This window comes from Streptomyces sp. NPDC004327, from assembly GCF_042873935.1.
Taxonomy (GTDB): Bacteria; Actinomycetota; Actinomycetes; order Streptomycetales; family Streptomycetaceae; genus Streptomyces.
Genome location: NZ_JBIAME010000006.1, coordinates 120,852 through 147,638 on the forward strand (window position 1 = coordinate 120,852; position 26,787 = coordinate 147,638).

Annotated in this window: 23 protein-coding genes; 9 read left to right on the forward strand and 14 right to left on the reverse strand. The window is 72.9% G+C overall.

Going from position 1 to position 26,787, the window contains the following annotated elements; all coding sequences use genetic code 11:
* Positions 1-105 precede the first annotated feature (105 nt).
* The 4 genes from ACFYU9_RS21250 to ACFYU9_RS21265 form a co-directional block, all read right to left on the reverse strand.
* Positions 106-741, reverse strand: a complete 636-nt coding sequence (locus ACFYU9_RS21250; protein WP_389211270.1) for a small secreted protein — start codon at positions 739-741, stop codon at positions 106-108.
* Between the two features lie 188 nt (positions 742-929).
* The gene (locus tag ACFYU9_RS21255) at positions 930-3,284 is read right to left on the reverse strand and encodes a sodium-translocating pyrophosphatase (protein WP_389211268.1); all 2,355 of its coding nucleotides are present in this window, start codon (positions 3,282-3,284) and stop codon (positions 930-932) included.
* A 264-nt stretch (positions 3,285-3,548) separates the two neighbouring features.
* On the reverse strand, positions 3,549-4,007 hold the full coding sequence (locus ACFYU9_RS21260) for an ATP-binding protein (RefSeq protein WP_389211266.1): 459 nt from the start codon (positions 4,005-4,007) through the stop codon (positions 3,549-3,551).
* 65 nt (positions 4,008-4,072) lie between these two features.
* Positions 4,073-4,426, reverse strand: coding sequence for an STAS domain-containing protein (locus tag ACFYU9_RS21265; protein WP_389211264.1), 354 nt, complete (start codon positions 4,424-4,426; stop codon positions 4,073-4,075).
* A gap of 78 nt (positions 4,427-4,504) precedes the next feature.
* Between ACFYU9_RS21265 and ACFYU9_RS21270 the strand changes: the two genes are divergently transcribed.
* Entirely contained in the window at positions 4,505-7,003 is a 2,499-nt protein-coding gene (locus tag ACFYU9_RS21270; RefSeq protein WP_389211262.1) for a DEAD/DEAH box helicase, read from the forward strand.
* Here ACFYU9_RS21270 and ACFYU9_RS21275 read toward each other — a convergent pair.
* From ACFYU9_RS21275 to ssd, 7 genes are all read right to left on the reverse strand, one after another.
* Positions 6,924-7,313 carry an Rv3654c family TadE-like protein gene (locus tag ACFYU9_RS21275; RefSeq protein ID WP_389211260.1) on the reverse strand — a complete coding sequence of 130 codons (390 nt, stop codon included), beginning with the start codon at positions 7,311-7,313 and terminating at the stop codon, positions 6,924-6,926. The two genes, ACFYU9_RS21270 and ACFYU9_RS21275, sit on opposite strands and share 80 nt — an antisense overlap.
* The gene (locus ACFYU9_RS21280) at positions 7,310-7,666 is read right to left on the reverse strand and encodes a TadE family type IV pilus minor pilin (RefSeq protein WP_389211258.1); all 357 of its coding nucleotides are present in this window, start codon (positions 7,664-7,666) and stop codon (positions 7,310-7,312) included. The genes ACFYU9_RS21275 and ACFYU9_RS21280 overlap by 4 nt, the downstream gene beginning before the upstream one ends.
* Positions 7,653-7,865, reverse strand: a complete 213-nt coding sequence (locus tag ACFYU9_RS21285; protein ID WP_389211257.1) for a DUF4244 domain-containing protein — start codon at positions 7,863-7,865, stop codon at positions 7,653-7,655. The genes ACFYU9_RS21280 and ACFYU9_RS21285 overlap by 14 nt, the downstream gene beginning before the upstream one ends.
* 223 nt (positions 7,866-8,088) lie before the next feature.
* Positions 8,089-8,847, reverse strand: a complete 759-nt coding sequence (locus ACFYU9_RS21290) for a type II secretion system F family protein (RefSeq protein WP_389211255.1) — start codon at positions 8,845-8,847, stop codon at positions 8,089-8,091.
* Positions 8,844-9,689, reverse strand: coding sequence for a type II secretion system F family protein (locus tag ACFYU9_RS21295; RefSeq protein ID WP_389345704.1), 846 nt, complete (start codon positions 9,687-9,689; stop codon positions 8,844-8,846). The genes ACFYU9_RS21290 and ACFYU9_RS21295 overlap by 4 nt, the downstream gene beginning before the upstream one ends.
* Positions 9,689-10,840, reverse strand: a complete 1,152-nt coding sequence (locus ACFYU9_RS21300) for a TadA family conjugal transfer-associated ATPase (protein WP_389211250.1) — start codon at positions 10,838-10,840, stop codon at positions 9,689-9,691. The genes ACFYU9_RS21295 and ACFYU9_RS21300 overlap by 1 nt, the downstream gene beginning before the upstream one ends.
* Complete coding sequence (ssd, locus tag ACFYU9_RS21305) at positions 10,837-11,901, reverse strand: septum site-determining protein Ssd (RefSeq protein WP_389345705.1); 1,065 nt, start codon at positions 11,899-11,901, stop codon at positions 10,837-10,839. Before ssd ends, ACFYU9_RS21300 begins: the two co-directional genes overlap by 4 nt.
* A gap of 568 nt (positions 11,902-12,469) precedes the next feature.
* On the opposite strand from ssd, the gene ACFYU9_RS21310 reads away from it, so the two are divergent.
* On the forward strand, positions 12,470-13,309 hold the full coding sequence (locus ACFYU9_RS21310; RefSeq protein WP_389211247.1) for an HAD family hydrolase: 840 nt from the start codon (positions 12,470-12,472) through the stop codon (positions 13,307-13,309).
* Positions 13,310-13,698: 389 nt separating this feature from the next.
* On the opposite strand, the gene ACFYU9_RS21315 is transcribed toward ACFYU9_RS21310, so the two are convergent.
* Positions 13,699-14,517: an oxidoreductase gene (locus ACFYU9_RS21315; RefSeq protein WP_389345706.1), complete on the reverse strand. Its 819-nt coding sequence runs from the start codon at positions 14,515-14,517 to the stop codon at positions 13,699-13,701.
* Positions 14,518-14,619: 102 nt separating this feature from the next.
* Here ACFYU9_RS21315 and ACFYU9_RS21320 point away from each other — a divergent pair, with 102 nt between their 5' ends.
* Positions 14,620-15,606, forward strand: a complete 987-nt coding sequence (locus ACFYU9_RS21320; protein ID WP_389211243.1) for an ATP-binding protein — start codon at positions 14,620-14,622, stop codon at positions 15,604-15,606.
* A 153-nt stretch (positions 15,607-15,759) separates the two neighbouring features.
* On the opposite strand, the gene ACFYU9_RS21325 is transcribed toward ACFYU9_RS21320, so the two are convergent.
* Positions 15,760-17,076, reverse strand: a complete 1,317-nt coding sequence (locus ACFYU9_RS21325) for a hypothetical protein (protein WP_389211241.1) — start codon at positions 17,074-17,076, stop codon at positions 15,760-15,762.
* A gap of 232 nt (positions 17,077-17,308) precedes the next feature.
* Between ACFYU9_RS21325 and ACFYU9_RS21330 the strand changes: the two genes are divergently transcribed.
* The 6 genes from ACFYU9_RS21330 to ACFYU9_RS21355 all read left to right on the forward strand — a co-directional run bounded on the left by ACFYU9_RS21330 (position 17,309) and on the right by ACFYU9_RS21355 (position 25,478).
* Positions 17,309-19,723 (forward strand): SulP family inorganic anion transporter, encoded by a 2,415-nt coding sequence (locus tag ACFYU9_RS21330; RefSeq protein WP_389345707.1) that lies wholly within the window; start codon positions 17,309-17,311, stop codon positions 19,721-19,723.
* Positions 19,724-19,956: 233 nt separating this feature from the next.
* Complete coding sequence (gene acs, locus ACFYU9_RS21335; RefSeq protein ID WP_389211239.1) at positions 19,957-21,912, forward strand: acetate--CoA ligase; 1,956 nt, start codon at positions 19,957-19,959, stop codon at positions 21,910-21,912.
* A gap of 239 nt (positions 21,913-22,151) precedes the next feature.
* Positions 22,152-23,564 (forward strand): Na+/H+ antiporter NhaA, encoded by a 1,413-nt coding sequence (gene nhaA / locus ACFYU9_RS21340; RefSeq protein ID WP_389345708.1) that lies wholly within the window; start codon positions 22,152-22,154, stop codon positions 23,562-23,564.
* 46 nt (positions 23,565-23,610) lie between these two features.
* Positions 23,611-24,114: a phage holin family protein gene (locus ACFYU9_RS21345; protein WP_389345710.1), complete on the forward strand. Its 504-nt coding sequence runs from the start codon at positions 23,611-23,613 to the stop codon at positions 24,112-24,114.
* Complete coding sequence (locus ACFYU9_RS21350) at positions 24,111-25,058, forward strand: alpha/beta fold hydrolase (RefSeq protein WP_389211236.1); 948 nt, start codon at positions 24,111-24,113, stop codon at positions 25,056-25,058. Before ACFYU9_RS21345 ends, ACFYU9_RS21350 begins: the two co-directional genes overlap by 4 nt.
* Positions 25,059-25,289: 231 nt before the next feature.
* Entirely contained in the window at positions 25,290-25,478 is a 189-nt protein-coding gene (locus ACFYU9_RS21355) for a hypothetical protein (protein WP_389211235.1), read from the forward strand.
* Between the two features lie 101 nt (positions 25,479-25,579).
* On the opposite strand, the gene ACFYU9_RS21360 is transcribed toward ACFYU9_RS21355, so the two are convergent.
* Positions 25,580-26,779, reverse strand: a complete 1,200-nt coding sequence (locus tag ACFYU9_RS21360; RefSeq protein WP_389211234.1) for a MarP family serine protease — start codon at positions 26,777-26,779, stop codon at positions 25,580-25,582.
* Positions 26,780-26,787: the final 8 nt, after the last annotated feature.

Genomic DNA, 26,787 nt, shown 5'->3' on the forward strand with positions numbered 1-26,787 from the left:
GCCGCCACCGACAACGGGCGCCACCGCCACCCGTGGCCCTGTCGACGACGGGCGGGCCGGCCCGGCGATGACGCCCGGCCGGCCCGTACCGGAGCCCGGTGCGGACTACTCGCTCTTGGCGGAGGCGGAAGGCTTCGCCGAGCCGGAGGGCTTGGCGTCCGGGGCGCCCGCCTTCGGGGACGCGGCCGGCGGCGCGGACGCCTTCGGGGTCTGGCAGCCGGGCTGCTTGGCCATGGCCTGGCCGAGCTCGCCGGCCTGGAGCTTGGCCACGGCGTCCTGGTCCATGTTCTGGATCTTCGCCAGGTTGTCGGAGACGACCTTGAGCCCGTCGGCGAACTTCTGCTGGTTCGTCGTGTCGAGCGCGTCGACCTGCTTCTTCAGCCCGTCGTAGGCCACCGCGGTGGCGTTGAGCTCCTTGACGGCGTCCTGCTGGATCTTCTGGCCGTTGTCGACCGGAGGCGCACCGGCGCTCTCGACGGCCTTGGCGAGGGCCCGGTCGGCGGCGGCGATGTCCGCGAAGGCCTTGGAGTCGGCGGCCTGGATGGTGGCCGGCTTGCTGTCGGCCGCCGTGGAGATGATCAGCTGGTTGGCGTTGGCCCGCTTCTGGATCTGCGGCTGCGCCTGGTCGCAGAACGTCTTGGCCCAGTCGTCGACCTTGTTGCCCTCGTCGTTGCTGCAACCCGACAGCGCGAGCATCAGTACCGTGCCGCCGGACAGTGCGGCCGCAAGCTTCTTGTTCACCGGATCGGTCCCTTCCAAGGCTCTCGGCCCCGGAACATACACGCCGGACGCGGAGGATCCACCGATCGTGCGACCGGTTCATCCGATATTGCAGCCTTTTGCCCCAAGCGAACAGGGGCGGACATCACGTCGGAACCTGACATCGTCCCCCGCCCGGCACCGCCCCTTTGGCGGTGCATCAACAAGCGCTACGAGGGGACCGCGGCGTCCGTCGACGAACCGTTCCGCTCGGGCGTGTCGTCGCCCACCACCACCGAGCGCCGCTTGGAGACGCGGACCGCCGCCACGATGACGGCCAGCGCGACGACCGCCACCAGCGCCCGCAGCCAGGCGCTCGCGTCGGCCCCGTAACTGAACTGCACGACCGCCGGGGCGATGAGCAGCGCCACCAGGTTCATCACCTTCAGGAGCGGGTTGATCGATGGGCCCGCGGTGTCCTTGAACGGGTCGCCGACCGTGTCGCCGATGACCGTCGCGGCGTGCGCGTCGCTGCCCTTGCCGCCGTGGTGACCGTCCTCGACCAGCTTCTTGGCGTTGTCCCAGGCGCCGCCCGAGTTGGCGAGGAAGACCGCCATCAGGGCGCCGGTGCCGATCGCGCCGGCGAGGTACGCGCCGAGCGGGCCGACGCCGAGGGTGAAGCCGACCGCGATCGGGGCCATCACCGCGAGCAGGCCGGGCGTGGCGAGCTCGCGCAGCGCGTCCTTGGTGCAGATGTCGACGACCCGCCCGTACTCGGGTTTCTCGCTGTAGTCCATGATCCCCGGGTGCTCGCGGAACTGCCGCCGCACCTCGTACACCACCGCACCGGCGGACCGGGACACGGCGTTGATCGCGAGCCCGGAGAAGAGGAAGACGACGGCGGCACCCAGGACCATGCCGAAGAGGTTGTTGGGCTGGGAGATGTCCATGGCGAGGTTCGTCGCGCTCGCCTTCGCCCCGACGTCGGCGACGGCGGTCGCGATGGCGTCCCGGTAGGAACCGAACAGCGCGGCCGCGGCGAGGACGGCGGTGGCGATGGCGATGCCCTTGGTGATCGCCTTGGTGGTGTTGCCGACGGCGTCGAGGTCGGTGAGCACCCGCGCGCCCGCGCCCCGCACGTCCCCGGACATCTCCGCGATGCCCTGCGCGTTGTCGGAGACCGGTCCGAAGGTGTCCATGGCGACGATCACGCCGACCGTGGTGAGCAGCCCGGTACCGGCCAGGGCGACCGCGAACAGCGCCAGCATGATGGAGGCGCCGCCCAGCAGGAACGCGCCGTAGACGGCCAGCCCGATGAGCAGGGCCGTGTAGACGGCGGACTCCAGGCCGAGCGAGATGCCGGCGAGGACGACGGTGGCGGGTCCGGTCAGGGAGGACTTGCCGATGTCGCGGACCGGACGCCGGCCGGTCTCGGTGAAGTAGCCGGTGAGCTGCTGGATCAGCGCGGCGAGCACGATGCCGATGGCGACCGCGACCAGGGCGAGGACGCGCGGGTCGCCGGGGTGGGTGGGGATGCCGGGCTCGGTGACGCCCTTGAGGTCGGCGTAGGACGACGGCAGGTAGGCGAAGACGGCGACGGCGACGAGGGCGAGCGAGATCAGCGCCGAGAGGAAGAAGCCCCGGTTGATGGCGCTCATCCCGCTGCGGTCGGCGCGCCGCGGGGCGACCGCGAAGATGCCGATCATCGCGGTGACCACGCCGATCGCCGGCACCATCAGCGGGAAGGCGAGCCCGAGGTCGCCGAAGGCGGCCTTGCCGAGGATCAGCGCGGCGACGAGCGTGACGGCGTACGACTCGAAGAGGTCGGCGGCCATGCCGGCGCAGTCTCCGACGTTGTCGCCCACGTTGTCGGCGATGGTGGCGGCGTTGCGCGGGTCGTCCTCGGGAATGCCCTGCTCGACCTTGCCGACCAGGTCGGCGCCGACGTCGGCGGCCTTGGTGAAGATGCCGCCGCCGACGCGCATGAACATGGCGATGAGCGCGGCGCCGAGGCCGAAGCCCTCCAGGACCTTCGGCGCGTCGGCGGCGTAGACGAGCACCACGCAGGAGGCGCCGAGCAGCCCGAGGCCGACGGTGAACATGCCGACCACGCCACCGGTGCGAAACGCGATCTTCATGGCCCGGTGGGCGACGGTCGTCAGGTCCCGCTCCGGTTCGCCCGGGGCGGGCGTGGCCTCCCGGGCCGCGGCGGCGACGCGCACGTTCGCGCGGACGGCGAGCCGCATGCCGAGATAGCCGGTGACCGCCGAGAAAAGCGCTCCCACCAGGAAGAACAGCGAGCGACCGGCCCGCTGCGACCAGTTGTCGGCGGGCAGCAGGAAGAGCAGGAAGAACACGACGACGGCGAAGACGCCGACGGTGCGCAGCTGCCGGGCGAGATAGGCGTTCGCGCCCTCCTGGACGGCGCCCGCGATCTCCTTCATCTTCTCCGTGCCCTCGCCCGCCCGCAGTACCTGCCGGACGAGAAGCTGGGCCACGACCAGCGCCGCGAGCGCGACGGCCGCGACGGCGACCACGATCACGCGGTTCTCCTGGGTGAGCACCGCGGCTGCGAGACCCGCCATTTCGTCCTCCTTGACGTCGCGAGGTCAGGACAAGGCGGATTGTAAGGACGGAAACCAGCTCAAAACAGGGCGCCGCATTTGTAAAGGGCGAATACTTCGCAAGTACCGCCGAATGCGGTAACGGGACGAAGGAAAACGCGACCGTTCGGGTCCCGGAGCAACGACCCGGAGCAACGAGAAGAGGCCCTGCAGGGCAGGGCCTCTCTCTTCACACTCCGGCGCGTCCACCGCTCCGGCCGGCCACGGCCGAGCCGCGGCCACGGGTCAGGCGAGCGGGGCGTCCGGGTCGGCCGGCCAGCTCATCCGGATGGTGCCGCCGTCCTCGCCGGCGCTCACCTCGACGTCGTCGACGAGCCCGCGGATCACCGCAAGGCCCATCTCGTCCTCGCCGTTCGCGTCGTCGAAGTCCTCGGCCGGTGCCGCGTCGCGCTCGCCGGGCACCCCGGCGGCGTCGGCCGCGGCCACACCCGCCCCGGGCACCTCGTCGCCGACCTCGATGGAGAAGGTCTTCTCCTCCTCGGTCAGCACGACGCGCACCGGGGTGGTGACCCCGTTGCTGCGATGCAGCCCGACCGCGCGGGAACACGCCTCGCCCACGGCGAGCCGGACCTCGTCGAGGACCGCCTCGTCGACCCCGGCCCGGCGGGCGACCGCCGCGGCCACGAGACGGGCCGTGCGGACGTGCTCGGGCTGGGCACTGAAGAGCAGTTCAACGGTGGCCATGCGATCCCCCTGGGATTCTCGACGGATGCACGAGGGCGAGGGCCGCGCGACGGCTGCGCGGGGCCTCAGTCGGCAGCGTTGATGGCCTCGTCCACCGAGGTGTGGATCGGGAACACCTTGGTGAGACCGGTGATCCGGAAGATCTTGAGAATGCGCTCCTGGTTGCAGACCAGGCGCAGCGATCCCTCGTGCGCGCGCACGCGCTTCAGACCGCCCACAAGCACGCCGAGGCCAGTCGAGTCGAGGAAGTCCACGCCTTCCATGTCGACAACCAGGTGGTAGCTGCCGTCGTTCACCAACTCGACCAACTGCTCGCGCAGCTTGGGCGCGGTATACACATCAATCTCGCCACCGACCTCGACGACCGTTCGGTCGCCGTTGGGGCCGGACACAGTGCGAGTCGACAGAGACAGGTCCACGGGTCCTCCAGCACCTAGCTATCGAGCGGCCGTCCCTCTGGACTCCCGTGCGGAGCCACGGGACGGACGCCGGCCGCGATGGCATTCAATCACTTACCGGCAGCCATGCACGACGCCTTGGGAGCATTGTCCGTCACGCCGGTGACACACTCGGAGCCGATGGCCGAGAATCACCGCCCCAGCCGACCCGCCGCAGAGACGGGCAGCCGCCCCTCCCCGAGCGAGGTGCTCGACCGGCTCTCGCGAGGCGAGAGCCGGGCCGCGCGCATCACCCATACGGAGCATCTGCCCGCCCGCGAGGGCCGCCATGCCGTGTGGCCGCACCGCATCCGCTCGGAAGTGATCGCCGCCATCGAGAAGGCCGGCATCGACCACCCCTGGGCCCACCAGGCGGAGGCGGCCGAGCACGCCCTGGACGGCACCTCCGTGGTGATCGCCACGGGAACCGCCTCGGGCAAGTCGCTCGCCTATCTCACCCCGGTCCTGTCCACCCTCCTGGACGGCGCCGAGGCCCCGAACGGCCGCGGCACCACCGCCCTCTACCTGGCCCCCACCAAGGCCCTCGCCGCCGACCAGCGGCGGTCCGTGCGCCAACTGGCCGCCCCGCTCGGCAACCGGATCCGGCCCGCCGTCTACGACGGCGACACGCCGGTCGAGGAGCGCGAGTGGGTCCGGCAGTACGCCAACTACGTGCTCACCAACCCCGACATGCTGCACCGGGGCATACTCCCCTCCCACCCCCGCTGGTCCTCCTTCCTGCGCTCCCTGCGCTATGTCGTCGTCGACGAGTGCCACACCTACCGGGGCGTCTTCGGCTCCCACGTCGCCCAGGTGCTGCGCCGCCTGCGGCGCATCTGCGCCCGGTACGGCTCCGAGCCGGTCTTCCTGCTCGCCTCGGCCACCTCCGCCCAGCCCGCCCTGGCCGCCGGCCGGCTCACCGGCCTGCCGGTCACCGAGGTCGCCGACGACGCCTCCCCGCGCGGCGAACTGGTCTTCGCCCTGTGGGAGCCGCCGCTGACCGAGCTGCACGGCGAGCAGGGCGCCCCGGTCCGCCGCACCGCCACCGCCGAGACCGCCGACCTGCTGACCGACCTGACCGTGCAGGGCGTCCGCTCGGTCGCCTTCGTCCGCTCCCGGCGCGGCGCCGAACTGATCTCCGTGATCGCCCAGGAACGCCTCGCCGAGGTCGACCGCTCCCTCGCCCGCCGGGTCGCCGCCTACCGGGGCGGCTACCTCCCCGAGGAGCGGCGCGCCCTGGAGCGGGCCCTGCACTCCGGGGAACTGCTCGGCCTCGCCGCGACGACCGCCCTGGAGCTGGGCATCGACGTCTCGGGCCTGGACGCCGTGGTCATCGCGGGCTATCCCGGCACCCGCGCCTCCCTGTGGCAGCAGGCGGGCCGCGCCGGCCGATCGGGCGAGGGCGCCCTCGCCGTCCTGGTCGCCCGCGACGACCCGCTGGACACCTTCCTGGTCCACCACCCCGAGGCGATCTTCCGGCAGCCCGTCGAGTCGACCGTCCTCGACCCCGACAACCCCTACGTCCTCGCCCCCCATCTGTGCGCGGCGGCCGCCGAGCTGCCGCTGACCGAGGCCGACCTGACACTCTTCGGCCCGGCCGTGCCCGAACTTCTGCCCCAGCTGGAGTCCGCCGGGCTGCTGCGCCGCCGCACCGGCGGCTGGTACTGGACCCGCCGTGAGCGGGCCGCCGACCTCACCGACATCCGGGGCGGCGGGGGCAGCCCGGTCCGGATCGTCGAGGCCGGCACCGGCCGGCTGCTCGGCACCGTCGACGAGGCCGCCTCCCACGCCTCCGTCCACGAGGGCGCCGTCCACCTCCACCAGGGCCGCACCTATCTGGTCCGCGAGCTCGACCTGAAGGACTCCGTGGCCCTGGTCGAGGAGGCGAACCCGCCGTACTCGACCACCGCCCGCGACACCACCTCCATCTCCGTCCTGTCCACCGACACCGAGATCCCCTGGGGAGCCGGCCGCCTCTGCTACGGCTCCGTCGAGGTCACCAACCAGGTCGTCTCCTTCCTCCGCCGCCGTCTGATCACCGGCGAGGTGCTCGGCGAGACCAAGCTCGACCTGCCGCCCCGCACCCTGCGCACCCGGGCCGTGTGGTGGACGGTCACCGAGGACCAGCTCGACGCCGCCCGGATCAACCCGGAGATCCTCGGCGGCGCCCTGCACGCCGCCGAACACGCCTCCATCGGCATGCTCCCCCTCTTCGCCACCTGCGACCGCTGGGACATCGGCGGCGTCTCCGTCCCGCTCCACCCCGACACCCTGCTGCCGACCGTCTTCGTCTACGACGGGCACCCCGGCGGCGCCGGCTTCGCCGAACGCGCCTTCCACACCGCCCGCGCCTGGCTCAGCGCCACCCGCGAGGCCATCGCCTCCTGCGAGTGCGACGCCGGCTGCCCCTCCTGCATCCAGTCCCCCAAGTGCGGCAACGGCAACGACCCCCTCCACAAGCGCGGCGCGGTCCGCCTCCTCACGGAACTCCTCCGCGAGGCTCCCCTGCCGACAGACCCGGAAGCCCCCGGGGCCCCGGAGGGCCCGCCCGCGACCTGACCTCCACCGACCAGGGCCCGAGGGTGACGCGTGCGCCGACATCAGCGATGTCCTCCCGGACCCGGCAGCGGGTCAGCGCGGCCCCCTGCGCGGCGGCCACCCGGCCGGCGGCCGCGCACGCGTCGGCCTCGCCCCACAGGGCACGGTCGGCGGCGGCCAGCGCCGCCAGATCGGCGGCCGCACCCGCCCGGTGGCGGGCGGTGACGGCCTGGCCGAGGGCGAGGACGGCGCCGAACACCACGCACAAGGCGCACGCGGCGAACGCGGTGAACACGGTCGCCGATCCCCGGTCCGCGCGCCGCCGGCTCATGGCGCCGCCTCCCCCACCGTCTCCTCGGCGAGCGCCGCCGCCCCGGCCCGCAGCGTCAGCCCCAGGCCGCCGGGACCGGGCGCCGTCGCCTCCACCGTCACCCGCCACAGCTCGCCCTCCCGCGCCACGGTCACCCGGGCGCCCTCGGGAGCCGCCGCCCGGGCCGCGGCCTCGGCGGCCGGCACCGGCTCTGACCGGGCCACCGCCCGCGCCCCGGCCCTGGCCGCGTCCACGCACCGGATCTGCGCGGCCGCCGCGGCCAGCGCCCACAGCAGCGCCGCCGTGAACAGGACGAGAGCGGGCAGCACGACCGCCGCCTCCGCGGTCACCGAGCCCCGGTCAGAACGGCGCATCGAGGGCCTTCCCGATCACCGACTCCAGCGCCTTCGAGACCGTGCCGCTGGTCACCACCTTGTAGAGCACGGCCGCGAACGCCGCCGCGGCGATCGTGCCCATCGCGTACTCGGTGGTGCTCATGCCCGCGTCGCGCTTCACCGCCGCCATCCGGGCCCGCCACCACTTCTTCAGGGACGTCCACTTCCCGACCTTCATGTCCAACTCCTCGTTCGATTGGTCGCCTTCGGCTGTCTTCTGTCCTCGGCTGTCCGTCACCATCAGCCGCTTTCCGTCTTCGGCCGTCCGTCACGGTCAGCCGCCTGCTGACTTCGGCTGTCCGCCTTCGGCCGTCCGTCACGGTCAGCCGCCTGCTGACTTCGGCTGTCTGCCGAGTCGCCCGCCGGCACACCGGGCGGTTGTTTCTCCGCCTGCCGCTTCCTCATCTGCCGCCGAGCAGTCCGCTCGCCAGGCCGATCACCACCGGGGCCACCCCCACCGCCAGGAAGGCGGGCAGGAAGCACAGCCCGACCGGTGCCGTGATGAGCACCTGCGCCCGCTGCGCCCGGGTGGCCGCCGCGCGGGCGCGGGCCGAGCGCAGGCCCTCGGCGTGCCGCGCCACGGCCTCGGCCGCGGGAGCCCCGGAGGAGGCCGCGCGCTCCAGGCAGCGGGCCAGACCCGCCGCTCCGGGTATCTCCCCGAACCTCCGCCACACCTCGGCCGGTTCGCCGCCGAGCCGCAGCTCGGCCGCCGTCCGCATCAGCCGTTCGCCGACCGGCCCGCCCAGCGACCGGCCCACCGCCTCCGCCGCCTCGCCGGGCGCGGCCCCGGCCGAGGCGCAGGCCGCCAACAGATCCGCGGCGAGCGGCAGCTGACGCTCCGCCTCCGCCCGCTCCTTCGCGATCTCGGGCTCTTCGCGCGGACGCCGCGCCCGCCACCACCACACGGCCCCGGCGGCCCCGGCCCCGACGAGCAGCCCCAGCACCCCGCCGACCAGTACGCATCCCGCGAGACCCGCCGCACATGGCACGCCCAAGGCCCGCACGCGGGCGGAAAGCTCGGGGCTACGCCGGCGCTCGGGTGCCGGTTCCACGGCGAGCAGCAGAACGGCCCTTCGGCGTGTCCGCCGGTCCCGGTGCCGGCCGGCAAGCGCCACGGCTGCCGCGGCCAGCGCGCACAGCGCCGCGAGAACCGCCGTCACAGCCGCTCACCGCCCCGCACGATCCGGGCCGCCCACCACAGCCCCACGGCCTCCAGGGCGCCGCCGACGAGCAGGCATCCCAGGCCGGCCGGGGTGTGCAGCAGCACCCACAGCGGCCTGGCCCCGAGCGCCGCGCCGAGACCGAGTCCGGCGACCGGCAGCACCGCGAGGACGGCCACCGTGGCCCAGGCCCCGGACAGTTGGGCCCGCAGCTTCTCCTGCCGGTCCCGGTGGGCCCGCAGCGCGGCCTCCAGCCGGTCGAGGCCGGTCGCGAGGCCCGCGCCGCCGTCCACGGCGACCTGCCAGCAGGCGGCCATCCCGGCGAGCCCGTCGGCCCCGTCCCGCCGGGCGGCCCGGCGCAGCGCCTCCGGCACGTCCCCGCCGAAGCGGGCCGCCGCGAGGACCGCGGCCTCGTGGCCGCCCAGCGCCCCCGTCGTCCGCGCGGCGAAGGCCAGCGCCGGCGCGGGCTGCCACCCGGCTCTCAGCTCCCCGGCGACCGCCCCGCACAGGTCCACCACCCGGGCCGCCCGCGCCTCTTGCTCACGGCGCCTCTGGGCACCCCGCAGCCCGCGCCCCACCAGCGGCACCGCCACCGCGCCCGCGAGCAGCGGGAGCGGCGACGCCCCGAGGAGCGCGCACACCGCCGCCACCGGCAGACACCACCACTCCCGCCGGCCGCGCACCACGTGCCACCAGCGCCGGGCGGCCGCCGGCCGGAGCAGCACTCCCGTCCCGGCGGGCAGCGCCAGGACCAGACGGGCCCGGCGCAGCGCCCGCGCCCGCTCGGCCGTCCACCACAGCGCCGCCGCGCACATCACCACCGCCGCGACCGTCGTCGTCATCACCGCTCCCCTCCGATCAGCGACCGCAGCCGCCCCCAGCCCTGCTCGCGCTCGAACCCGCCGGCCGCCCAGCGCAGCGCGGGCACCGTCACCACCAGCCCCTCCCGGTCCCGCTCCAGGACGTGCACCTCGGCGATCCGCCGGCGGCCCGAGCGGTCGCGCACCACGTGCAGCACCGCCGAGAGCCCGGCGCCCAACTGGCTGTGCAGGGCGGCCCGGTCGAGCCCCGCCGCCGTGCCCAGGGCCTCCAGGCGGGCCGGCACGTCGGCCGCCGTGTTGGCGTGGACCGTCCCGCAGCCGCCTTCGTGGCCGGTGTTGAGTGCGGCGAGCAGATCGACCGCCTCGGGCCCCCGGACCTCGCCGACGACCAGCCGGTCCGGCCGCATCCGGAGCGCCTGCCGCACGAGGTCCCGCAGCGTCACGAGGCCCGCGCCCTCCTGGTTCGGCGGGCGCGCCTCCAGGCGCACCACGTGCGGGTGGTCGGGGCGCAGTTCGGCGGAGTCCTCGGCGATGACGATCCGCTCCCGTTCGCCCACCAGGCCGAGGAGCGTGGAGAGCAGGGTCGTCTTGCCGGATCCCGTGCCGCCGCTGACGAGGAACGAGACCCGGGCCTCGATCAGCGCCCGGAGCAGCGGCTCGCCGCCGTGGGGGACCGTGCCGGCCTCGGTCAGCTCCGCCACGGAGAAGGCCCTCGGCCGCACCACCCGCAGCGAGAGGCAGGTGGATCCGACCGCGACCGGCGGCAGCACGGCGTGCATCCGGGTGCCGTCCGGCAGCCGGGCGTCCACCCAGGGCCGGGCGTCGTCCAGGCGCCGCCCCGCGACGGCCGCGAGGCGCTGCGCCAGCCTCCGTACGGCCGCCGCGTCCGGGAAGGTCACCCCGGTCGGTTCGAGCCCGGCGCCGCGGTCCACCCAGACCCGGTCGGGCGCCGAGACCAGGACGTCGGTGACCTGCGGGTCGGCGAGCAGCGGCTCCAGCGGTCCGCTGCCGACGAGTTCGCAGCGCAGCTCCTCGGCCGCCCCGAGGACTTCCGTGTCGCCGAGCAGCCGGCCCTGGGCGCGCAGCGCCGCGGCGACGCGGGCCGGAGTCGGTTCGGCGCCGCTCTCGGCGAGGCGCTGCCGCACCGCGTCGAGCAGCCCCGCGCCGCTCATGCCGCACGCTCCGGGGCGAGGACCTGCTCCCAGAAGGCATCGCAGAAGCGGCCGAGTCCGCCGCGGGCGTCGGCGCCGGGTGGCGGGCCGCCGTCACCGGCGGCCGAGAGGCCTTCGTCCGCGGGGAGTTCACCGACGAGGGGCAGCCGCAGGGCGTCGGCGATCCACCGTTCGTCGAGCCCGGGCGCGTACGGCCCGCGGACGACCGTGCGCAGGTCGCGCAGCGCCGTGCCGACCGCTCCGGCCACGCGGTGGGCGGCGGCGACGGCGCGCAGTTCGCCCGGGACGAGCAGCAGCCCGAGGTCGAGCTGGGCCAGCGCCTGGGTGACCGCGCCGTCGGCCCGGCGGGGCAGGTCGACCACGACGACTCCGCCGCGCCTGCGGGCGGCGGCGAGCACCGAGCGCATGGCCTCGGGCGGCACCTGGACCGGGTCGCCGCGGTCCCAGCTGAGCACGCGCACGCCCCGGACGGCGGGCAGCGACTCCTCCAGGGCGGCGCCTGCCACCCGCCCCTTCGAGGCGGCGAAGTCGGGCCAGCGCCGGCCTTCGGCGCGTTCACCACCGAGCAGCACGTCGAGTCCGCCGCCGAGTGGATCGCCGTCGACGAGCAGGGTGCGCTGCCCGGCCCGCGCGGCGGCGAGCGCCAGGGCGCAGGAGAGGGTGGAGGCGCCGGCGCCGCCGCGTCCGCCGATGACGCCGACGGTGAGGGCCTGCCGGCCGGTCCCTTCGACGGCGTCGGCGATCAGGTCGACGAGCCGGCTCTCCTCGCCGGGCAGGACGAGGACGCCTTCCGCTCCGATCTCGACGGCGCGCCGCCAGACGCCGGGGTCGTCCGGCTCCCTGCGGACGAGCAGCACGCCGGGCCTGCGGGTGGCGCCCCGGCAGCGGGCCGCCGCGTCGTCGCCGACGAGCACGAGCGGCGGGTCGGTCCAGCCGGGCCTGCGCTCGGGCACGGCGTGGTGGACCTCGGGTTCGGCTCCGGCGGCGGCGCACAGCCGCAGCAGGTCGTCGAGGAGGTCAAGGTCCTCGGTGACGATCAGCGGCCGGGCCGTCCGCACCACCCCTTCCTCCCCAACGCCCGGGCTTGCGCCCGAACCCGCGCCCGAGCTCGCGTCCCTGTCCCGGCGGGCGGTCGCCCCGCCTCGCACCGGCCTTCCGGAAGTGATCGATCCGTGCACGGCACACACTCCTCATGCGATTCCCGCGGTCCGCGAACTTCGCGGCCGGAATCACCGTGCAGCCATCCGGGAAATCTTGTGGATCTTGCTCGAAAACTGTGGATAACCCGCCGTCTGTGAATAACTTCGCCACCCAAACAGGGACTGCCCGGAGAGCAGCCCGGCGACTACGCTGAGTGACGAAATGGGGTGCCGCACGACCTCCCGGGCGACGCCGGGGCGCGGGACGAAAGGAGTGAGGGCGATGCGGGTTCGACGGCCGAAAACACGTCCGGACATGCGACGACCCCCGCCGGGGGGGAGAGCGGGGGTCGTCTCTCCGGCCGACTCGGGGGGGGAGGAGCCGGTCCGGGTTAGCACGGTCGCGAACGATCCGTGACTTCCATGGTGTACCCGAGAGCCTTCTCAGGCAAACCCACGCGCCCCAGCGTACGCCGAATGGCGGGCACCTATGCTCGGGCTCGTGGAAAACCACTCGATGCCGCGCGCAGCCGCCTTCTTTGACCTGGACAAGACGGTCATTGCGAAGTCCTCGACGCTGACCTTCAGCAAGTCCTTCTACCGGGGCGGACTGATCAGCCGCCGCGCCGCACTGCGGACGGCGTACATCCAGTTCGTGTTCCTGGCGGGCGGAGCCGACCACGACCAGATGGAGCGGATGCGCGAATATCTTTCCGCGCTCTGCAAAGGCTGGAACGTGGCGCAGGTCAAGGAGCTCGTGGCCGAGACCCTGCACGATCTGATCGACCCGATCATCTACGACGAGGCGGCCTCGCTCATCGAGGACCACCACGCCGCCGGCCGCGACGTCGTGATCGTCTCGACCTCCGGGGCCGAGGTCGTCGAGCCCATCGGCGAGATGCTGGGCGCCGACCGGGTGGTCGCCACGCGGATGGTGGTCGGCGAGGACGGCTGCTTCACCGGCGAGGTGGAGTACTACGCGTACGGACCGACCAAGGCCGACGCGGTCCGGGAGCTGGCCGAGTCCGAGGGGTACGACCTCGCGCGCTGCTACGCGTACAGCGACTCCGCGACCGATCTGCCGATGCTGGAGGCCGTGGGCCACCCGTACGCGGTGAACCCGGACCGGACACTGCGGCGCGAGGCGGTCGCCCGGGACTGGCCGGTGCTCGTCTTCGACAAGCCGGTCCGGCTGAAGCAGCGGCTGCCGGAGTTCAGGATGCCGCCGCGCCCGGCGCTCGTCGCCGCGGCGGCGGTGGGAGCGGCCGCCGCCACCGCCGCGCTCGTCTGGTACGCCAGCCGGCGCCGGCAGGCGGCCGCGCTCGCCTAGGCCACCGAGCTCGCCCGGGCCGCACGGCCCCTCCGCCTTGCCGATCACTTTGCCCGGATTTGAGGCGAAAGCAAAGAAGCGGAGTCAGCACTTTCGCTTCCTGGCGGACAGGAGTAGAAAGGAATCAGGCCCGCGAGACCTGGGACATCCGAGAGGATCACCTGTTGAGCAAGTCGGCCCCACGGACCTAACGCACAGAAACCTGGCACCCACGCGACGTCGACCCTTCGATTAAGGGCCAGCCGCACCAGGCGCAGGGCAAAGTTCCCCGCTTGATGGGCACATATCGAGGACGCTTGGTAACTGGGTAGACGTGCCAGCGGCGGTACCGAAGTCTGGTACCGCCGCAACCCTTGTACGGGGACTTCTCGGGCCCCGCTACGGGACGTTCAGGCCGCGCCCCGCTGCAGCGCCTCGCAGACGGCCGTCGACTCGCGGACGCCGAGTTCCACCGCGCGCCCGCAGTGCGCGATCCAGGCGGCCATGCCCTCCGGAGTGCCGGACAGATACCCCTCGAAGGCCGCCACGTAGGCCGCCCGCCCCAGCTCCGCGTGGCCGACCTCGGCCGGGCAGATCGCCTTGGGGTCGAGGCCGCTGCCGATCAGCACGATCCGCTCCGCCGCCCGCGCGACGAGGCCGTTGCGCGAGGTGAAGGGGCGCAGGGCCAGCAGTTCGCCGTGCACGACGGCCGCGGTGACCAGGGCGGGGGCGTCGCCGCCCGCGATGATCAGCTCCGCGAGCCCGTCGAGCCGGGCCGAGACCTCCGCGGGCGCCGGGAGCGGCGCCTCGATCAGCGGCTCGTCCACCGTCTCGCCCGCCTGGCGCGGCCGGCCCGTGGAGTCGACGGGCTGGCCCTCGGCGACCAGGTGGAGCCGGGCGAGCACCCGCACCGGCGACTGGCGCCAGATGGACAGCAACTGCCCGCACTCGGCGGTCAGCCGGAGGGCCGCGCCGAGCGTACGGGCCTCCGCGTCGGCGCTGAAGTCGGTGCGCCGGCGGACCTCTTCCAGGGCCCAGTCCGCACCCGAGAGCGCGGCCGATCCGCGCGAACCGCGCAGCGCCGCCTCGGCGGTGATCTCGTTGCTGCGGCGGCGCATCACACGGTGGCCGTAGACCCGGTCGACGGCCTTGCGTACGGAGTCCACCGAGTCGGCGACGCCCGGCAGGGAGCCGAGGGCGGCCAGGGGGTCAGAGGCGTGCGTACTCATAAGTAGGGAGGCTACGCGCCCGGCGGGCCCGCCCCACCTTGGAGTGGTCTTCTTCACGCATCTCGACCACGTGCCGCAATCATGCCGCTACGCTAGGTGAACATGAAGATCGCTTTCGTGGGGAAGGGCGGCAGCGGGAAGACCACGCTGTCCTCGCTCTTCATCCGACACCTCGCCGCCACCGGAGCCCCGGTCGTCGCCGTCGACGCCGACATCAACCAGCACCTCGGGGCGGCGCTCGGCCTCTCCGACGAGGAGGCCGCCGCGCTGCCCGCGATGGGCGCGCATCTGCCCCTGATCAAGGAGTACCTGCGGGGCGACAACCCCCGGATCGCCTCCCCCGACACGATGATCAAGACGACACCGCCCGGGGAGGGTTCGCGGCTGCTCCGGGTCCGCGAGGAGAACCCGGTCTACGCGGCCTGCGCCCGGCCCGTACGACTCGACGGCGAAGAGATCCGGCTGATGGCGACGGGCCCGTTCACCGAGTCGGACCTCGGCGTGGCCTGCTACCACTCGAAGGTCGGCGCGGTGGAGCTGTGCCTGAACCACCTGGTGGACGGGCCGGACGAGTACGTGGTCGTCGACATGACCGCGGGCTCCGACTCCTTCGCCTCGGGCATGTTCACCCGCTTCGACATGACCTTCCTGGTCGCCGAGCCGACCCGCAAGGGCGTCTCCGTCTACCGGCAGTACAAGGAGTACGCGCGGGACTTCGGGGTCGCGCTCAAGGTCGTCGGCAACAAGGTGCAGGGCGCGGACGACGTCGACTTCCTGCGCGCCGAGGTCGGCGACGACCTGCTGGTCACGGTCGGCCACTCCGACTGGGTCCGTGCCATGGAGAAGGGCCGCCCGCCCCGCTTCGACACCCTGGAGGCCGCCAACCGCGCGGCCCTGCGCACCCTCCAGGGCGCGGCGGACGACTCCTACGCCCACCGCGACTGGGAGCGCTACACCCGGCAGATGGTCCACTTCCACCTCCGCAACGCGGAGAGCTGGGGCAACGCCAAGACGGGGGCCGACCTGGCGGCACAGGTCGACCCCGGGTTCGTACTCGACGAACGGGCCGCCGTGCCGCAGCCGTTCTGACGGCCGGCGCCCCGGCGGGCGGGAGGAAAAGGGGCCGGGGCCGACCTGGCGGTGCAGGTCGGCCCCGGGCGATGCGTGCCGTCGGAAGGACTCGGCCCCTCCGAAGGGCTCAGCGCCGTGCGGCGAAGGTGTCAGTGCCGTACGGCGAAGGGCTCAGTGCCGTGCGGCCGGCTTGGCCGGAGCGGCGGCGGGGGCGCCCGCGGGAGCGGCCGGCCGGGAGGTCAGGAAGGACTGCCAGCCCGCCCCGGGAGCCTCGCCGACCTTCAGGGTGCGCATCTTGGCGATGACGGCCGGGTCCTGGGCGTCGAGCCAGTCGGCGAGCTGGCGGAAGGAGACGCACTTGACGTCCTTCTGCACGCAGACCGTGGCGATGGTGTCCTCGACGGCCCGCATGTAGGTGCCGCCGTTCCAGGACTCGAAGTGGTTGCCGATGATCAGCGGCGCCCGGTTGCCCCGGTACGAGCGCTCGAAGGCCTGCACGAGGCCGTCGCGCATCTGGTTGCCCCAGTACTCGTGCTGCGAGGGGTCGCCCTGCGTCGTACCGGACTGGTTGACCAGGAAGTTGTAGTCCATGGACAGCGTCTGGAAGGCGCGGCCGGGGACCGGCACGAGCTGCATGGACAGATCCCACAGGCCCTGGTCCTTCTTGGGCCAGATCTGGTCGTTGACGCCGCTGGTGTCGTAGCGGAAGCCCATCTGGGAAGCCGCCTTGACGAAGTTCTCGCGGCCCTCCAGGCACGGCGTGCGGGCGCCGACGAGCTCCTTGTCGTAGTCGAACGGGAGCGGCTGCTCGGCCTTCAGGCCGGCGTTGGTCTTCCAGTGCTTGACGAAGGACTTGGCCTGGTTGATCTCGCTCTTCCACTCGTCGACCGACCAGGTGCCCACACCTCCGTCCTTGCCGCAGAAGTGGCCGTTGAAGTGGGTGCCGATCTCGTTGCCCTCCTCCCACGCGCCGCGCAGCTGCCGCACGGTGTCGCGGATGCCCTCGACGTCGTTGAAGCCGATGTCGGAGCGGCCAGGGGAGTGCTGCGGCGGGTCGTAGAGGTCGCGCTTCTCCTCCGGCAGCAGGTACACGCCGCTGAGGAAGTACGTCATCGTCGCGCCGTACTTCTTGCCCACCGTGCGGAAGTGGGAGAAGAGCTTCTGGCTGTCCTCGCCGGCGCCGTCCCAGGAGAACACCACGAACTGCGGCGGCTCCTGACCTGGCTTCAGCCGCTGCCAGGCGGGCTGGCGCGGCTGGGCGCCGGTGAACGCGGTGGAGCCGTCGCCGATCAGCCGGAACGCGCTCCGCGGGGCGGCGGCGGCGCCCTTCTTCGCGGCGCCCGCGCCCGGCGTGCCCTTCGGACCGGCACCGTCGGAGCCGGAGCACCCGGCGAGGCCGGCCGTCAGGGCGACGACGAGGGCGCCGGCGGCGAGCACCCTCCGCTGGACAGTGGTCCCACTCCCGGTGCTACTCCCGGCGGTTGACATTCCGCCCACCTCTCCTCGGATCCTCGGATTTCCTTACAAGCGGCGTAAACGTCGCACCCGAGCGATGGGAGAGCCGCAACGACAAGCGGCATGCCTACGTTCCGTCACCAGATCCGGTGAATCATTGCCCTATTTGCCCCGAAAATAATGCCAGAGTCTTTACTCTCCATTACTATCCATTTACTGAGCGTTGATCGGTGTCCCCGCCACTGCACCCGGAGGAGACGGGAACATGCCCCTCTACCGCCCCACCTGCCCGACCACCAGGCCCCGCCTCCAGCGGCCCCACGGCCCGCCGGACGGCCGCCGCCACCGCTTCCGCATCGCCGGCGCGGACCTCTCCGCCTCCGTCGCCGTCTTCCTGATCGCGCTGCCGCTCTCGCTCGGCATCGCGCTCGCCACCGGAGCCCCGCTCCAGGCCGGCCTGGTGGCCGCCGCCGTCGGCGGCATCGTGGCCGGCCGGCTCGGCGGCTCGCCGCTCCAGGTCAGCGGCCCGGCCGCCGGACTGACCGTCGTCACCGCCGAGTTGATCCAGCGCTACGGCTGGCGCACCACCTGCGCCATCACGGTCCTCGCCGGTCTCGCCCAACTCGGCCTGGCCACCCTGCGAGTGGCCCGCTCGGCCCTCGCCGTCTCGCCCGCCATCGTGCACGGGATGCTCGCCGGCATCGGCGTCACCATCGCCCTCGCCCAGCTCCACATCGTGCTCGGCGGCACCCCCCAGAGCTCCACCGTCGACAACGCGCTCGGCCTGCCCACCCAGCTGGCGCACGTCTCCGGAGCCGCACTCGCCGTCAGCGCCCTCACCGTCGCACTGCTGCTCGTGTGGCCTCGCCTGCCCGGCCGTACGGGACGGCTGCTGCGCGCGGCCCCCGCCGCGCTCGTCGCGGTGGCCGCCGCCACGGCGTTCGCCGAGCTCGCCGGGCTCCGGGTGCCGCGGGTCGACCTGCCGTCATGGAGCAGCCACGCGCTGCCCGGTCTTCCGCAGGGCCCGGTCCTCGGGATCGCGGCCGGCGTGCTGACCATCACGCTGGTCACCAGCGTGCAGTCGCTGCTCTCCGCCGTCGCGGTCGACAAGCTGGCCGCCCGGCGCGCCACGGGCGACGGGGCCACCGGCTCCTCCGCCGTGGTCCGCTCCCGGCTCGACCGCGAACTCGCGGGCCAGGGCGCGGCGAACGTGGTGTCCGGCGCGCTCGGCGGCCTTCCGGTCGCCGGGGTCGCGGTGCGCAGCGTGGCGAACGTGTCGGCCGGGGCCGTGAGCCGTCACTCGGCGATACTGCACGGCGTCTGGATCGCGCTCGCCGCCCTTTTCCTCGTCCCGGTCCTGGAGCTCATCCCGCTGCCGGCGCTGGCCGCCCTGGTGATGGTGGTCGGCGTACAGATGGTCAGCATCACGCACATCAGGACCGTCACCCGTCATCGTGAAGTCCTCGTCTACGTGGTGACGCTGGCCGGCGTGGTGTTCGCCGGGATCCTGGAGGGCGTGGCCCTCGGGATCGCGTTCGCGGTGGCCGTCGCGATGCACCGGCTGGCCCGCACCCGGATCACCCGGGAGGAGCGGGAGGGCCGGCATCTGGTCCGGATCCGAGGCCAGTTGACCTTCCTCGCGGTGCCGCGGCTGAGCCGGGCCCTGCACCAGATCCCGGCGGGGGCGGATGCCGTCGTGGAGCTCGACGGCTCCTTCATGGACCACGCGGCGTACGAGACGCTGCACGACTGGCAGGCCACGCACCTGGCACACGGCGGCAGCGTGCGGACGACCGGGCCGGGCGGCGGCCTGATCGTCGACAGGGCGCAGGACCAGGACGGCGGCGCCGCCGGCTCCCCTTCCGCGCACTCCTGTTGCCACCCCTGGACGCCGTGGCGCAACCACCAGTGCGGTGAGCAGCGGCCGGCCGGCGAGACCCGGAGCGGCACCGGGCACCGGCTGGCGACCGGCATCGGCGCGTTCCAGCGGGACACGGCGCCGCTGGTCCGGGACGAGCTGGCGCGGCTGGCGAGGGAAGGACAGCGGCCCTCGCAGCTGTTCCTGACCTGCGCCGACTCCCGGGTGGTCACGAGCATGATCACGTCCAGTGGCCCGGGGGACCTGTTCACCGTGCGCAATGTGGGGAACCTGGTGCCGCTGCCGGGCGAGGAGAGCGGGGACGACTCGGTGGCGGCCGCGATCGAGTACGCGGTGGAGGTGCTGCGGGTCGAGTCGATCACGATCTGCGGCCACTCCGGCTGCGGGGCGATGCAGGCCCTGCTCGGCGGTGGCGCCGACGACCCGACGACCCCACTGCGGCGCTGGCTGCGGCACGGCCGGCCGAGCCTGGAACGGATGGCGAGCCGCCGCCACGCCTGGGCCCGGATCTCCGGGCGGCTGCCGGCGGACGAGGTCGAGCAGCTGTGCCTGACCAACGTGGTGCAGCAGCTGGAAAATCTGCGGCGGTACGAGCCGGTGGCGCGGCGGCTCGCCGAGGGCACCCTGACCCTGCACGGGATGTACTTCCACGTGGGCGAGGCCCAGGCGTATCTGCTCGCCGGCACGGACGAGGTGCACAGCTACGACGACGTGTTCAACCATGTGCCGCCCGCCCCGGGGACGCCGGGGCGCACGGCACCGGGGCGGACGGTGCCCGTCCTGGACGTAGCCCGGGCCTGAGCCGGTACGGCCCCGCGCCCGCACGGCGTGCCCGGCGCGAACCTTCCGTTCCGTTCGCGCGTGTAAGTGTGTGGCGTCCGCTCCCCTCCGCTCGGGGAGCGGGCGCCACCCGCGCATGGCGCCTCACAGGTCTAAACCAATTGTCCGGAGGCTCTTGTCACCCGGGCATCCGCCTGATGAGCTATGACGCGGGACACACAGGCACATAGGACGCCCTGGGAAAGGGAGATGTCGTGAGCAACGAATCCTTGGCCAATCTGCTCAAGGAAGAGCGCCGGTTCGCGCCGCCCGCCGAGCTGGCCGCGAACGCCAACGTGACGGCGGAGGCGTACGAGCAGGCCAAGGCGGACAGGCTGGGCTTCTGGGCCGAGCAGGCCAAGCGGCTGAGCTGGGCCACCGCGCCGACCGAGACCCTCGACTGGTCGAACCCGCCGTTCGCCAAGTGGTTCGCCGACGGCGAGCTGAACGTCGCGTACAACTGCGTCGACCGGCACGTGGAGGCCGGCCACGGCGACCGGGTGGCCATCCACTTCGAGGGCGAGCCCGGCGACAGCCGCGCCATCACCTACGCCGAGCTCAAGGACGAGGTGTCCAGGGCCGCCAACGCCCTCACCGAGCTCGGTGTGCGCAAGGGCGACCGCGTCGCCGTCTACCTGCCGATGATCCCCGAGGCCGCGGTCACCATGCTGGCCTGCGCCCGCATCGGCGCCGCCCACTCGGTCGTCTTCGGCGGCTTCTCGGCCGACGCCGTCGCCTCCCGCATCCAGGACGCCGACGCGAAGCTGGTCGTCACGGCCGACGGCGGCTACCGCCGCGGCAAGCCGTCCGCGCTCAAGCCCGCGATCGACGAGGCGGTCGCCAAGTGCCCGCAGGTCGAGCACGTGCTGGTGGTCCGCCGCACCGGCCAGGACACCGACTTCACCGAGGGCCGGGACGTCTGGTGGGACGACATCGTCGCCCGCCAGTCCGCCGAGCACACCCCGGAGGCGTTCGAGGCCGAGCACCCGCTCTTCATCCTCTACACCTCGGGCACCACGGGGAAGCCGAAGGGCATCCTGCACACCTCCGGCGGCTACCTCACCCAGGCCGCCTACACCCACCACGCCGTCTTCGACCTCAAGCCGGAGACCGACGTCTTCTGGTGCACCGCCGACATCGGCTGGGTCACCGGCCACTCGTACATCGTGTACGGGCCACTGGCCAACGGCGCGACGCAGGTCATGTACGAGGGCACCCCGGACACCCCGCACCAGGGCCGGTTCTGGGAGATCGTGCAGAAGTACGGCGTCACGATCCTCTACACGGCGCCGACGGCGATCCGTACGTTCATGAAGTGGGGCGACGACATCCCCGCCAAGTTCGACCTGTCGTCGCTGCGGATCCTGGGCTCGGTCGGCGAGCCGATCAACCCCGAGGCGTGGATCTGGTACCGCAAGCACATCGGCGCCGACAGCTGCCCGATCGTGGACACCTGGTGGCAGACCGAGACCGGCGCGATGATGATCTCGCCGCTGCCCGGCGTCACCGAGACCAAGCCCGGCTCCGCGCAGCGCGCGCTGCCCGGCATCTCCGCCACCGTCGTCGACGACGAGGCGAACGAGGTCCCGAACGGAGGCGGCGGCTACCTGGTCCTCACCGAGCCGTGGCCGTCGATGCTCCGCACCATCTGGGGCGACGACCAGCGCTTCATCGACACCTACTGGTCCCGCTTCGAGGGCAAGTACTTCGCGGGCGACGGCGCCAAGAAGGACGACGACGGCGACATCTGGCTGCTCGGCCGCGTCGACGACGTCATGCTCGTCTCGGGCCACAACATCTCCACCACCGAGGTCGAGTCCGCGCTGGTCTCGCACCCGTCCGTCGCCGAGGCCGCCGTGGTCGGCGCCGCCGACGAGACCACCGGCCAGGCGATCGTCGCCTTCGTGATCCTGCGCGGTACGGCGAGCGAGGACGACGCCCTCGTCGCCGAGCTGCGCAACCACGTGGGCGCGACGCTCGGCCCGATCGCCAAGCCGAAGCGGATCCTGCCGGTGGCCGAGCTGCCGAAGACCCGCTCGGGCAAGATCATGCGCCGGCTGCTCCGCGACGTCGCCGAGAACCGTGAGCTGGGCGATGTCACGACGCTCACGGACTCGTCGGTCATGGACCTCATCCAGACGCGGCTGCCGGCCGCGCCGAGCGAGGACTGAGCCGCGGGCAGAGTCCACGAAAGCACAGGTGGGCGCCCGTCCCGGAGCATCCGGGACGGGCGCCTCCGCGTTGTCCACAGGCCGTTGTCCACAGGGGGTGCCCGTTGCCCGTTACGCACCTAAAGTGAAGATCACCGGACACCACCGGGCATCTTTAGGTAAAGTAAGGGTTTACGAGGTGCGCCGGGAAGTCTGGTCGGCAAGTACTCAGTGCTGCCCACCGACCGGAGGTTCGCCCCGTGCCCGCGCCCACGACCGCGCCCAAGCCCACCAGTGACCGCAGGTTCCTCGGCCGCCTCTCGCTGCCCGAGCGCCGGTACGTCGCGGACGCGCTGCGCACCGAGACCGTCGGCGGCGTGCTGCTCCTCGTCGCCGCCATCGCCGCGCTCATCTGGGCCAACAGCCCGCTGAAGGACTCCTACGCGGCGATTCGGGACTTCCACATCGGCCCGGCCGCCCTCGGGCTCGACCTGTCGATCCAGCACTGGGCAGCGGACGGACTGCTCGCGATCTTCTTCTTCGTGGCCGGCATCGAGCTCAAGCGCGAGCTGGTCGCGGGCGAGCTGCGCGACCCCAAGGCCGCCGCCCTGCCCGTCATCGCCGCGATGTGCGGCATGGCCATGCCCGCCGTGGTCTACACGGCGGTGAACGTGATCGGCGGCGGCTCGCTCGACGGCTGGGCGGTGCCCACGGCCACGGACATCGCCTTCGCGCTCGCCGTCCTCGCCGTGATCGGCACCTCGCTGCCCTCGGCGCTGCGGGCCTTCCTGCTCACGCTGGCCGTCGTCGACGACCTGTTCGCCATCTTGATCATCGCCATCTTCTTCACCAGCGACCTGAACTTCGCGGCCCTCGGCGGCGCCGTCGTCGGCCTCGCCGTCTTCTGGCTGCTGCTGCGCAAGGGCGTCAAGGGCTGGTACGTGTACGTGCCGCTGGCCCTGATCATCTGGGGCCTGATGTACAACAGCGGCGTCCACGCCACCATCGCCGGCGTCGCCATGGGCCTGATGCTGCGCTGCACCACCCGGGAGGGCGAGGAGCACTCCCCCGGCGAGCACGTCGAGCACCTGGTGCGGCCGGTCTCCGCCGGTCTGGCCGTGCCGCTGTTCGCGCTGTTCTCGGCCGGCGTGACGATCTCCGGGAAAGCCGTCTCCGACGTCTTCACGCAGCCCGTGACGCTCGGCGTGGTGCTCGGACTCGTCGTGGGCAAGGCGATCGGCATCTTCGGCGGCACCTGGCTCGCCGCCCGCTTCACCCGGGCCTCGCTCAACCCCGACCTGGCCTGGCCGGACGTCTTCGCCGTCGCCTCGCTCGCCGGCATCGGCTTCACCGTCTCGCTGCTCATCGGCGAGCTGGCCTTCGCGGGCGACCCCATCCTCACCGACGAGGTCAAGGCGTCGGTCCTCATCGGCTCGCTGATAGCCGCCACGCTCGCCTCGGTGCTGCTGAAGCTGCGGGTGCGCAGGTACCAGGCGCTGTGCGCCGAGGAGGAGCGTGACGAGGACCACGACGGCATCCCCGATGTGTACGAGGAGCAGAACCCGGAGTATCACCTGAGGATGGCCGAGATCTACGAGCGCAAGGCCGCCGAGCATCGCGAGCGCGCCCAACTGGCGGGGGCATCGCGCGACGAGGCCGACCGTCCGGCATGATCTGAGAGCCACTAACCGGCCCGTAAGGGGAGAAGAGGGAGCAGCCATGAGCGACCCGTTCGACGGAACCGAGCGCAGCCTCGGCCAGCTGGTCGCCTCGGCGACCGCCGAGATGTCCGCACTGGTGCACGACGAGATCGCCCTGGCCAAGGCCGAGCTCAGGCAGGACGTCAAGCGCGGGGCGATCGGCGGCGCGGCCGGCATCGCCGCGGGCGTGGTGCTGCTCTTCTCGCTGCCGCTGCTCAGCTTCGCGCTCGCCTACGCCATCAACACCTGGACCGGCGGGCACAACGGCAACGGCGGCTGGAACATGGTCTGGTGCTTCCTGCTCTCCTTCGCCGCGAACGTCCTGGTCGCGACGGTGTTCGTGCTGATCGCGGTCCGCAAGTTCAAGAAGATCAAGGCGCCGGAGCAGTCCAAGTCGCTGGCCTCGATCAAGCAGACCGCGGCGATCATGGAGAACGTCAAGCCGCACCCGCGCCCCGAGCCCGCCCCCGCGGAGCGGCTCGCCCTGGACAAGGGCGAGACTGTGGCACGCTCGTCCGCATGACCGTCCCTGAGAGCAGCAACGCCAACGGCGGAGGCCCGGTCCGCATCGACGGACCGTGGACCCACCGCGACGTGGCCGCCAACGGCGCCCGTTTCCACATCGCCGAGATGGGTGACGGCCCGCTCGTGCTGCTGCTCCACGGCTTCCCGCAGTTCTGGTGGACCTGGCGCCACCAGCTGCCGGCGCTCGCCGAGGCCGGTTTCCGGGCCGTGGCGATGGACCTGCGGGGCGTGGGCGGCAGCGACCGGACGCCGCGCGGTTACGACCCGGCCAACCTGGCCCTCGACATCACCGGCGTGGTCCGCTCGCTGGGCGAGCCGGACGCGGCGCTCGTCGGCCACGACCTGGGCGGCTATCTCGCCTGGACGGCCGCCGTCATGCGGCCCAAGCTGGTGCGCCGGCTGGTGGTCTCCTCGATGCCGCACCCGCGCCGCTGGCGCTCGGCGATGCTCTCCGACTTCTCCCAGTCACGCGCCGGTTCGCACGTGTGGGGCTTCCAGCGGCCCTGGCTGCCGGAGCGTCAGCTCGTCGCGGACGACGCGGCGCTCGTGGGGAAGCTGATCGAGGAGTGGTCGGGCCCGCACCCCCGCTCGGCCGCCGACGAGGAGGCCCTGGCGGTCTACCGGCGGGCCATGTGCATCCCGTCGACCGCGCACTGCTCGATCGAGCCGTACCGCTGGATGGTGCGCTCCCTGGCGCGGCCCGACGGCATCCAGTTCAACCGGCGCATGAAGCGGCCGGTGCGGGTGCCCACGCTGCATCTGCACGGCTCGCTCGACCCGGTGATGCGCACCCGCAGCGCGGCGGGCTCCGGGGAGTACGTGGAGGCCCCGTACCGCTGGCGGCTCTTCGACGGGCTCGGGCACTTCCCGCACGAGGAGGACCCGGTCGCGTTCACCACGGAGCTCGTCAACTGGCTGAAGGACCCCGAGCCGGACCGCTGACGGGCCCTCAAGGGTTGCGGCAGGAGCGCTGCCGGGACCCCGGACCGGTCAATGACGGGCCGTCGGGCGGGAGCTGACCGGCCCCCGGCCGATCGGTGACGGGCCGTCGGGCGGGCGTCCGGCCCGTGGCGGCGCACAGGCGTCCGCCGAACTGCCATGTGCCTCGCGCATACGCCAATTGGCGGGCCCCGGGGCGGTTACCGACCTTGGGCCCCGGGCACACGTCCCGGTATGGGCTGGACGCACGACTACGGTGACACAGCACGCGACCGCCGCTCGATGGGCGGCTCCGGAGCCCCGGAGCGGGGCGGGACGCAGGACCAGGGCCACGCGCGCTCGGCGCCGGCCGTGGGGATCTCGCGTATCCTGCGCCGCCGCGCCCGCTGGGTCTCGGCCCGGCTGCGCCACACCCGTACGTAGCCACCGGTCCCGTACGTCACATCACCGCCGGGACATCCCGGGACCCGTCCGACTCTGATCCGCTCCCAGGGCCTGTCCGGCCCTGGTCCGCCGGACGGTTCCTAGAGTGCGCAGCCCTGGCTGTCGACCTGCTGGTTGGCCGCGCGGCCCTGGGCGATGTCGTGCTGGATCTCGTCGACCGTGAGCGCGTAGCCGGTGCTGGCGTCGTCCAGGGAGCGGGCGAAGATCACGCCGGAGACCTTGCCGTCCTCGGTGAGCAGCGGGCCGCCGGAGTTGCCCTGGCGGACCGTCGTGTAGAGCGAGTACACGTCCCTGCGCACCTCGCCGCGGTGGTAGATGTCGGGCCCGTTGGCGGCGATCCGGCCGCGGACGCGGGCGGAGCGGACGTCGTACGAGCCGTTCTCCGGGAAGCCGGCCACGATGGCGTTGTCGCCGCTGCTCGCGTCATGGTCGGTGAACTGGAGCGGCCGGGCGTCCAGGTCGGGCACGTCGAGGACGGCGATGTCGCGCTTCCAGTCGTAGAGCACGACCTTGGCGTCGTGGAGCTTGCCCTCGCCGCCGATCTGCACGGTCGGCTCGTCGACGCCGCCGACGACATGGGCGTTGGTCATCACCCGGCGGTCGGCGAAGACGAAGCCGGTGCCTTCGAGGACCTTGCCGCAGCTGGGCGCGGTGCCGACGACCTTGACGATGGAGCGCCGGGCGCGGTCGGCGACGGGGCTGCCGGCGAGCGCCGGGTCCGGCGGCCTGACCTCGGTGATGGGCTCGTTGGCGAAGGGGCTGAAGACCTGCGGGAAGCCGTTCTGGGCGAGCGCCGAGGTGAAGTCGGAGAACCAGCCGGGCGCCTGATCCGGCATCACCCGGGAGACGCCGAGCAGCACCTTGGAGTTGCGGACCTGCTTGCCGATGGTGGGCATCACGGTGCCGGCGAGCGCGGAGCCGATCAGCCAGGCCACCAGGAGCATCGCGACGACGTTCACCAGCGCGCCGCCGGTGGCGTCCAGGGCGCGGGCCGGCGTCCAGGTGATGTGCCGGCGCAGCTTGCTGCCCAGGTGGGTGGTGAAGGCCTGACCGACGGAGGCGCAGACGATGACCACCATCACGAAGACGCCGGTGGCCACCGTGGAGACCTCGCTGTGGTCGGTCAGCTGGTTCCAGATGACCGGCAGCAGCAGAACGGCGACGAGACCGCCGCCGAGGAAGCCGATCACCGAGAGGATGCCGACCACGAAGCCCTGGCGGTAGCCGATGATCGCGAACCACACGGCGAGGAGCAGCAACAGGATGTCCAGCACGTTCACCGTCAAGA

Bases quoted from the DNA above. Each gene is read 5' to 3' on its own strand.
- ACFYU9_RS21255 (WP_389211268.1), bottom strand. From the start codon at position 3,284: ATGGCGGGTCTCGCAGCCGCGGTGCTCACCCAGGAGAACCGCGTGATC.
- ACFYU9_RS21260 (WP_389211266.1), bottom strand. From the start codon at position 4,007: ATGGCCACCGTTGAACTGCTCTTCAGTGCCCAGCCCGAGCACGTCCGC.
- ACFYU9_RS21270 (WP_389211262.1), top strand. From the start codon at position 4,505: ATGGCATTCAATCACTTACCGGCAGCCATGCACGACGCCTTGGGAGCA.
- ACFYU9_RS21275 (WP_389211260.1), bottom strand. From the start codon at position 7,313: ATGAGCCGGCGGCGCGCGGACCGGGGATCGGCGACCGTGTTCACCGCG.
- ACFYU9_RS21280 (WP_389211258.1), bottom strand. From the start codon at position 7,666: ATGCGCCGTTCTGACCGGGGCTCGGTGACCGCGGAGGCGGCGGTCGTG.
- ACFYU9_RS21285 (WP_389211257.1), bottom strand. From the start codon at position 7,865: ATGAAGGTCGGGAAGTGGACGTCCCTGAAGAAGTGGTGGCGGGCCCGG.
- ACFYU9_RS21295 (WP_389345704.1), bottom strand. From the start codon at position 9,689: ATGACGACGACGGTCGCGGCGGTGGTGATGTGCGCGGCGGCGCTGTGG.
- ACFYU9_RS21300 (WP_389211250.1), bottom strand. From the start codon at position 10,840: ATGAGCGGCGCGGGGCTGCTCGACGCGGTGCGGCAGCGCCTCGCCGAG.
- ACFYU9_RS21310 (WP_389211247.1), top strand. From the start codon at position 12,470: ATGCTCGGGCTCGTGGAAAACCACTCGATGCCGCGCGCAGCCGCCTTC.
- ACFYU9_RS21315 (WP_389345706.1), bottom strand. From the start codon at position 14,517: ATGAGTACGCACGCCTCTGACCCCCTGGCCGCCCTCGGCTCCCTGCCG.
- ACFYU9_RS21320 (WP_389211243.1), top strand. From the start codon at position 14,620: ATGAAGATCGCTTTCGTGGGGAAGGGCGGCAGCGGGAAGACCACGCTG.
- ACFYU9_RS21325 (WP_389211241.1), bottom strand. From the start codon at position 17,076: ATGTCAACCGCCGGGAGTAGCACCGGGAGTGGGACCACTGTCCAGCGG.
- ACFYU9_RS21330 (WP_389345707.1), top strand. From the start codon at position 17,309: ATGCCCCTCTACCGCCCCACCTGCCCGACCACCAGGCCCCGCCTCCAG.
- ACFYU9_RS21345 (WP_389345710.1), top strand. From the start codon at position 23,611: ATGAGCGACCCGTTCGACGGAACCGAGCGCAGCCTCGGCCAGCTGGTC.
- ACFYU9_RS21350 (WP_389211236.1), top strand. From the start codon at position 24,111: ATGACCGTCCCTGAGAGCAGCAACGCCAACGGCGGAGGCCCGGTCCGC.
- ACFYU9_RS21355 (WP_389211235.1), top strand. From the start codon at position 25,290: ATGGGCTGGACGCACGACTACGGTGACACAGCACGCGACCGCCGCTCG.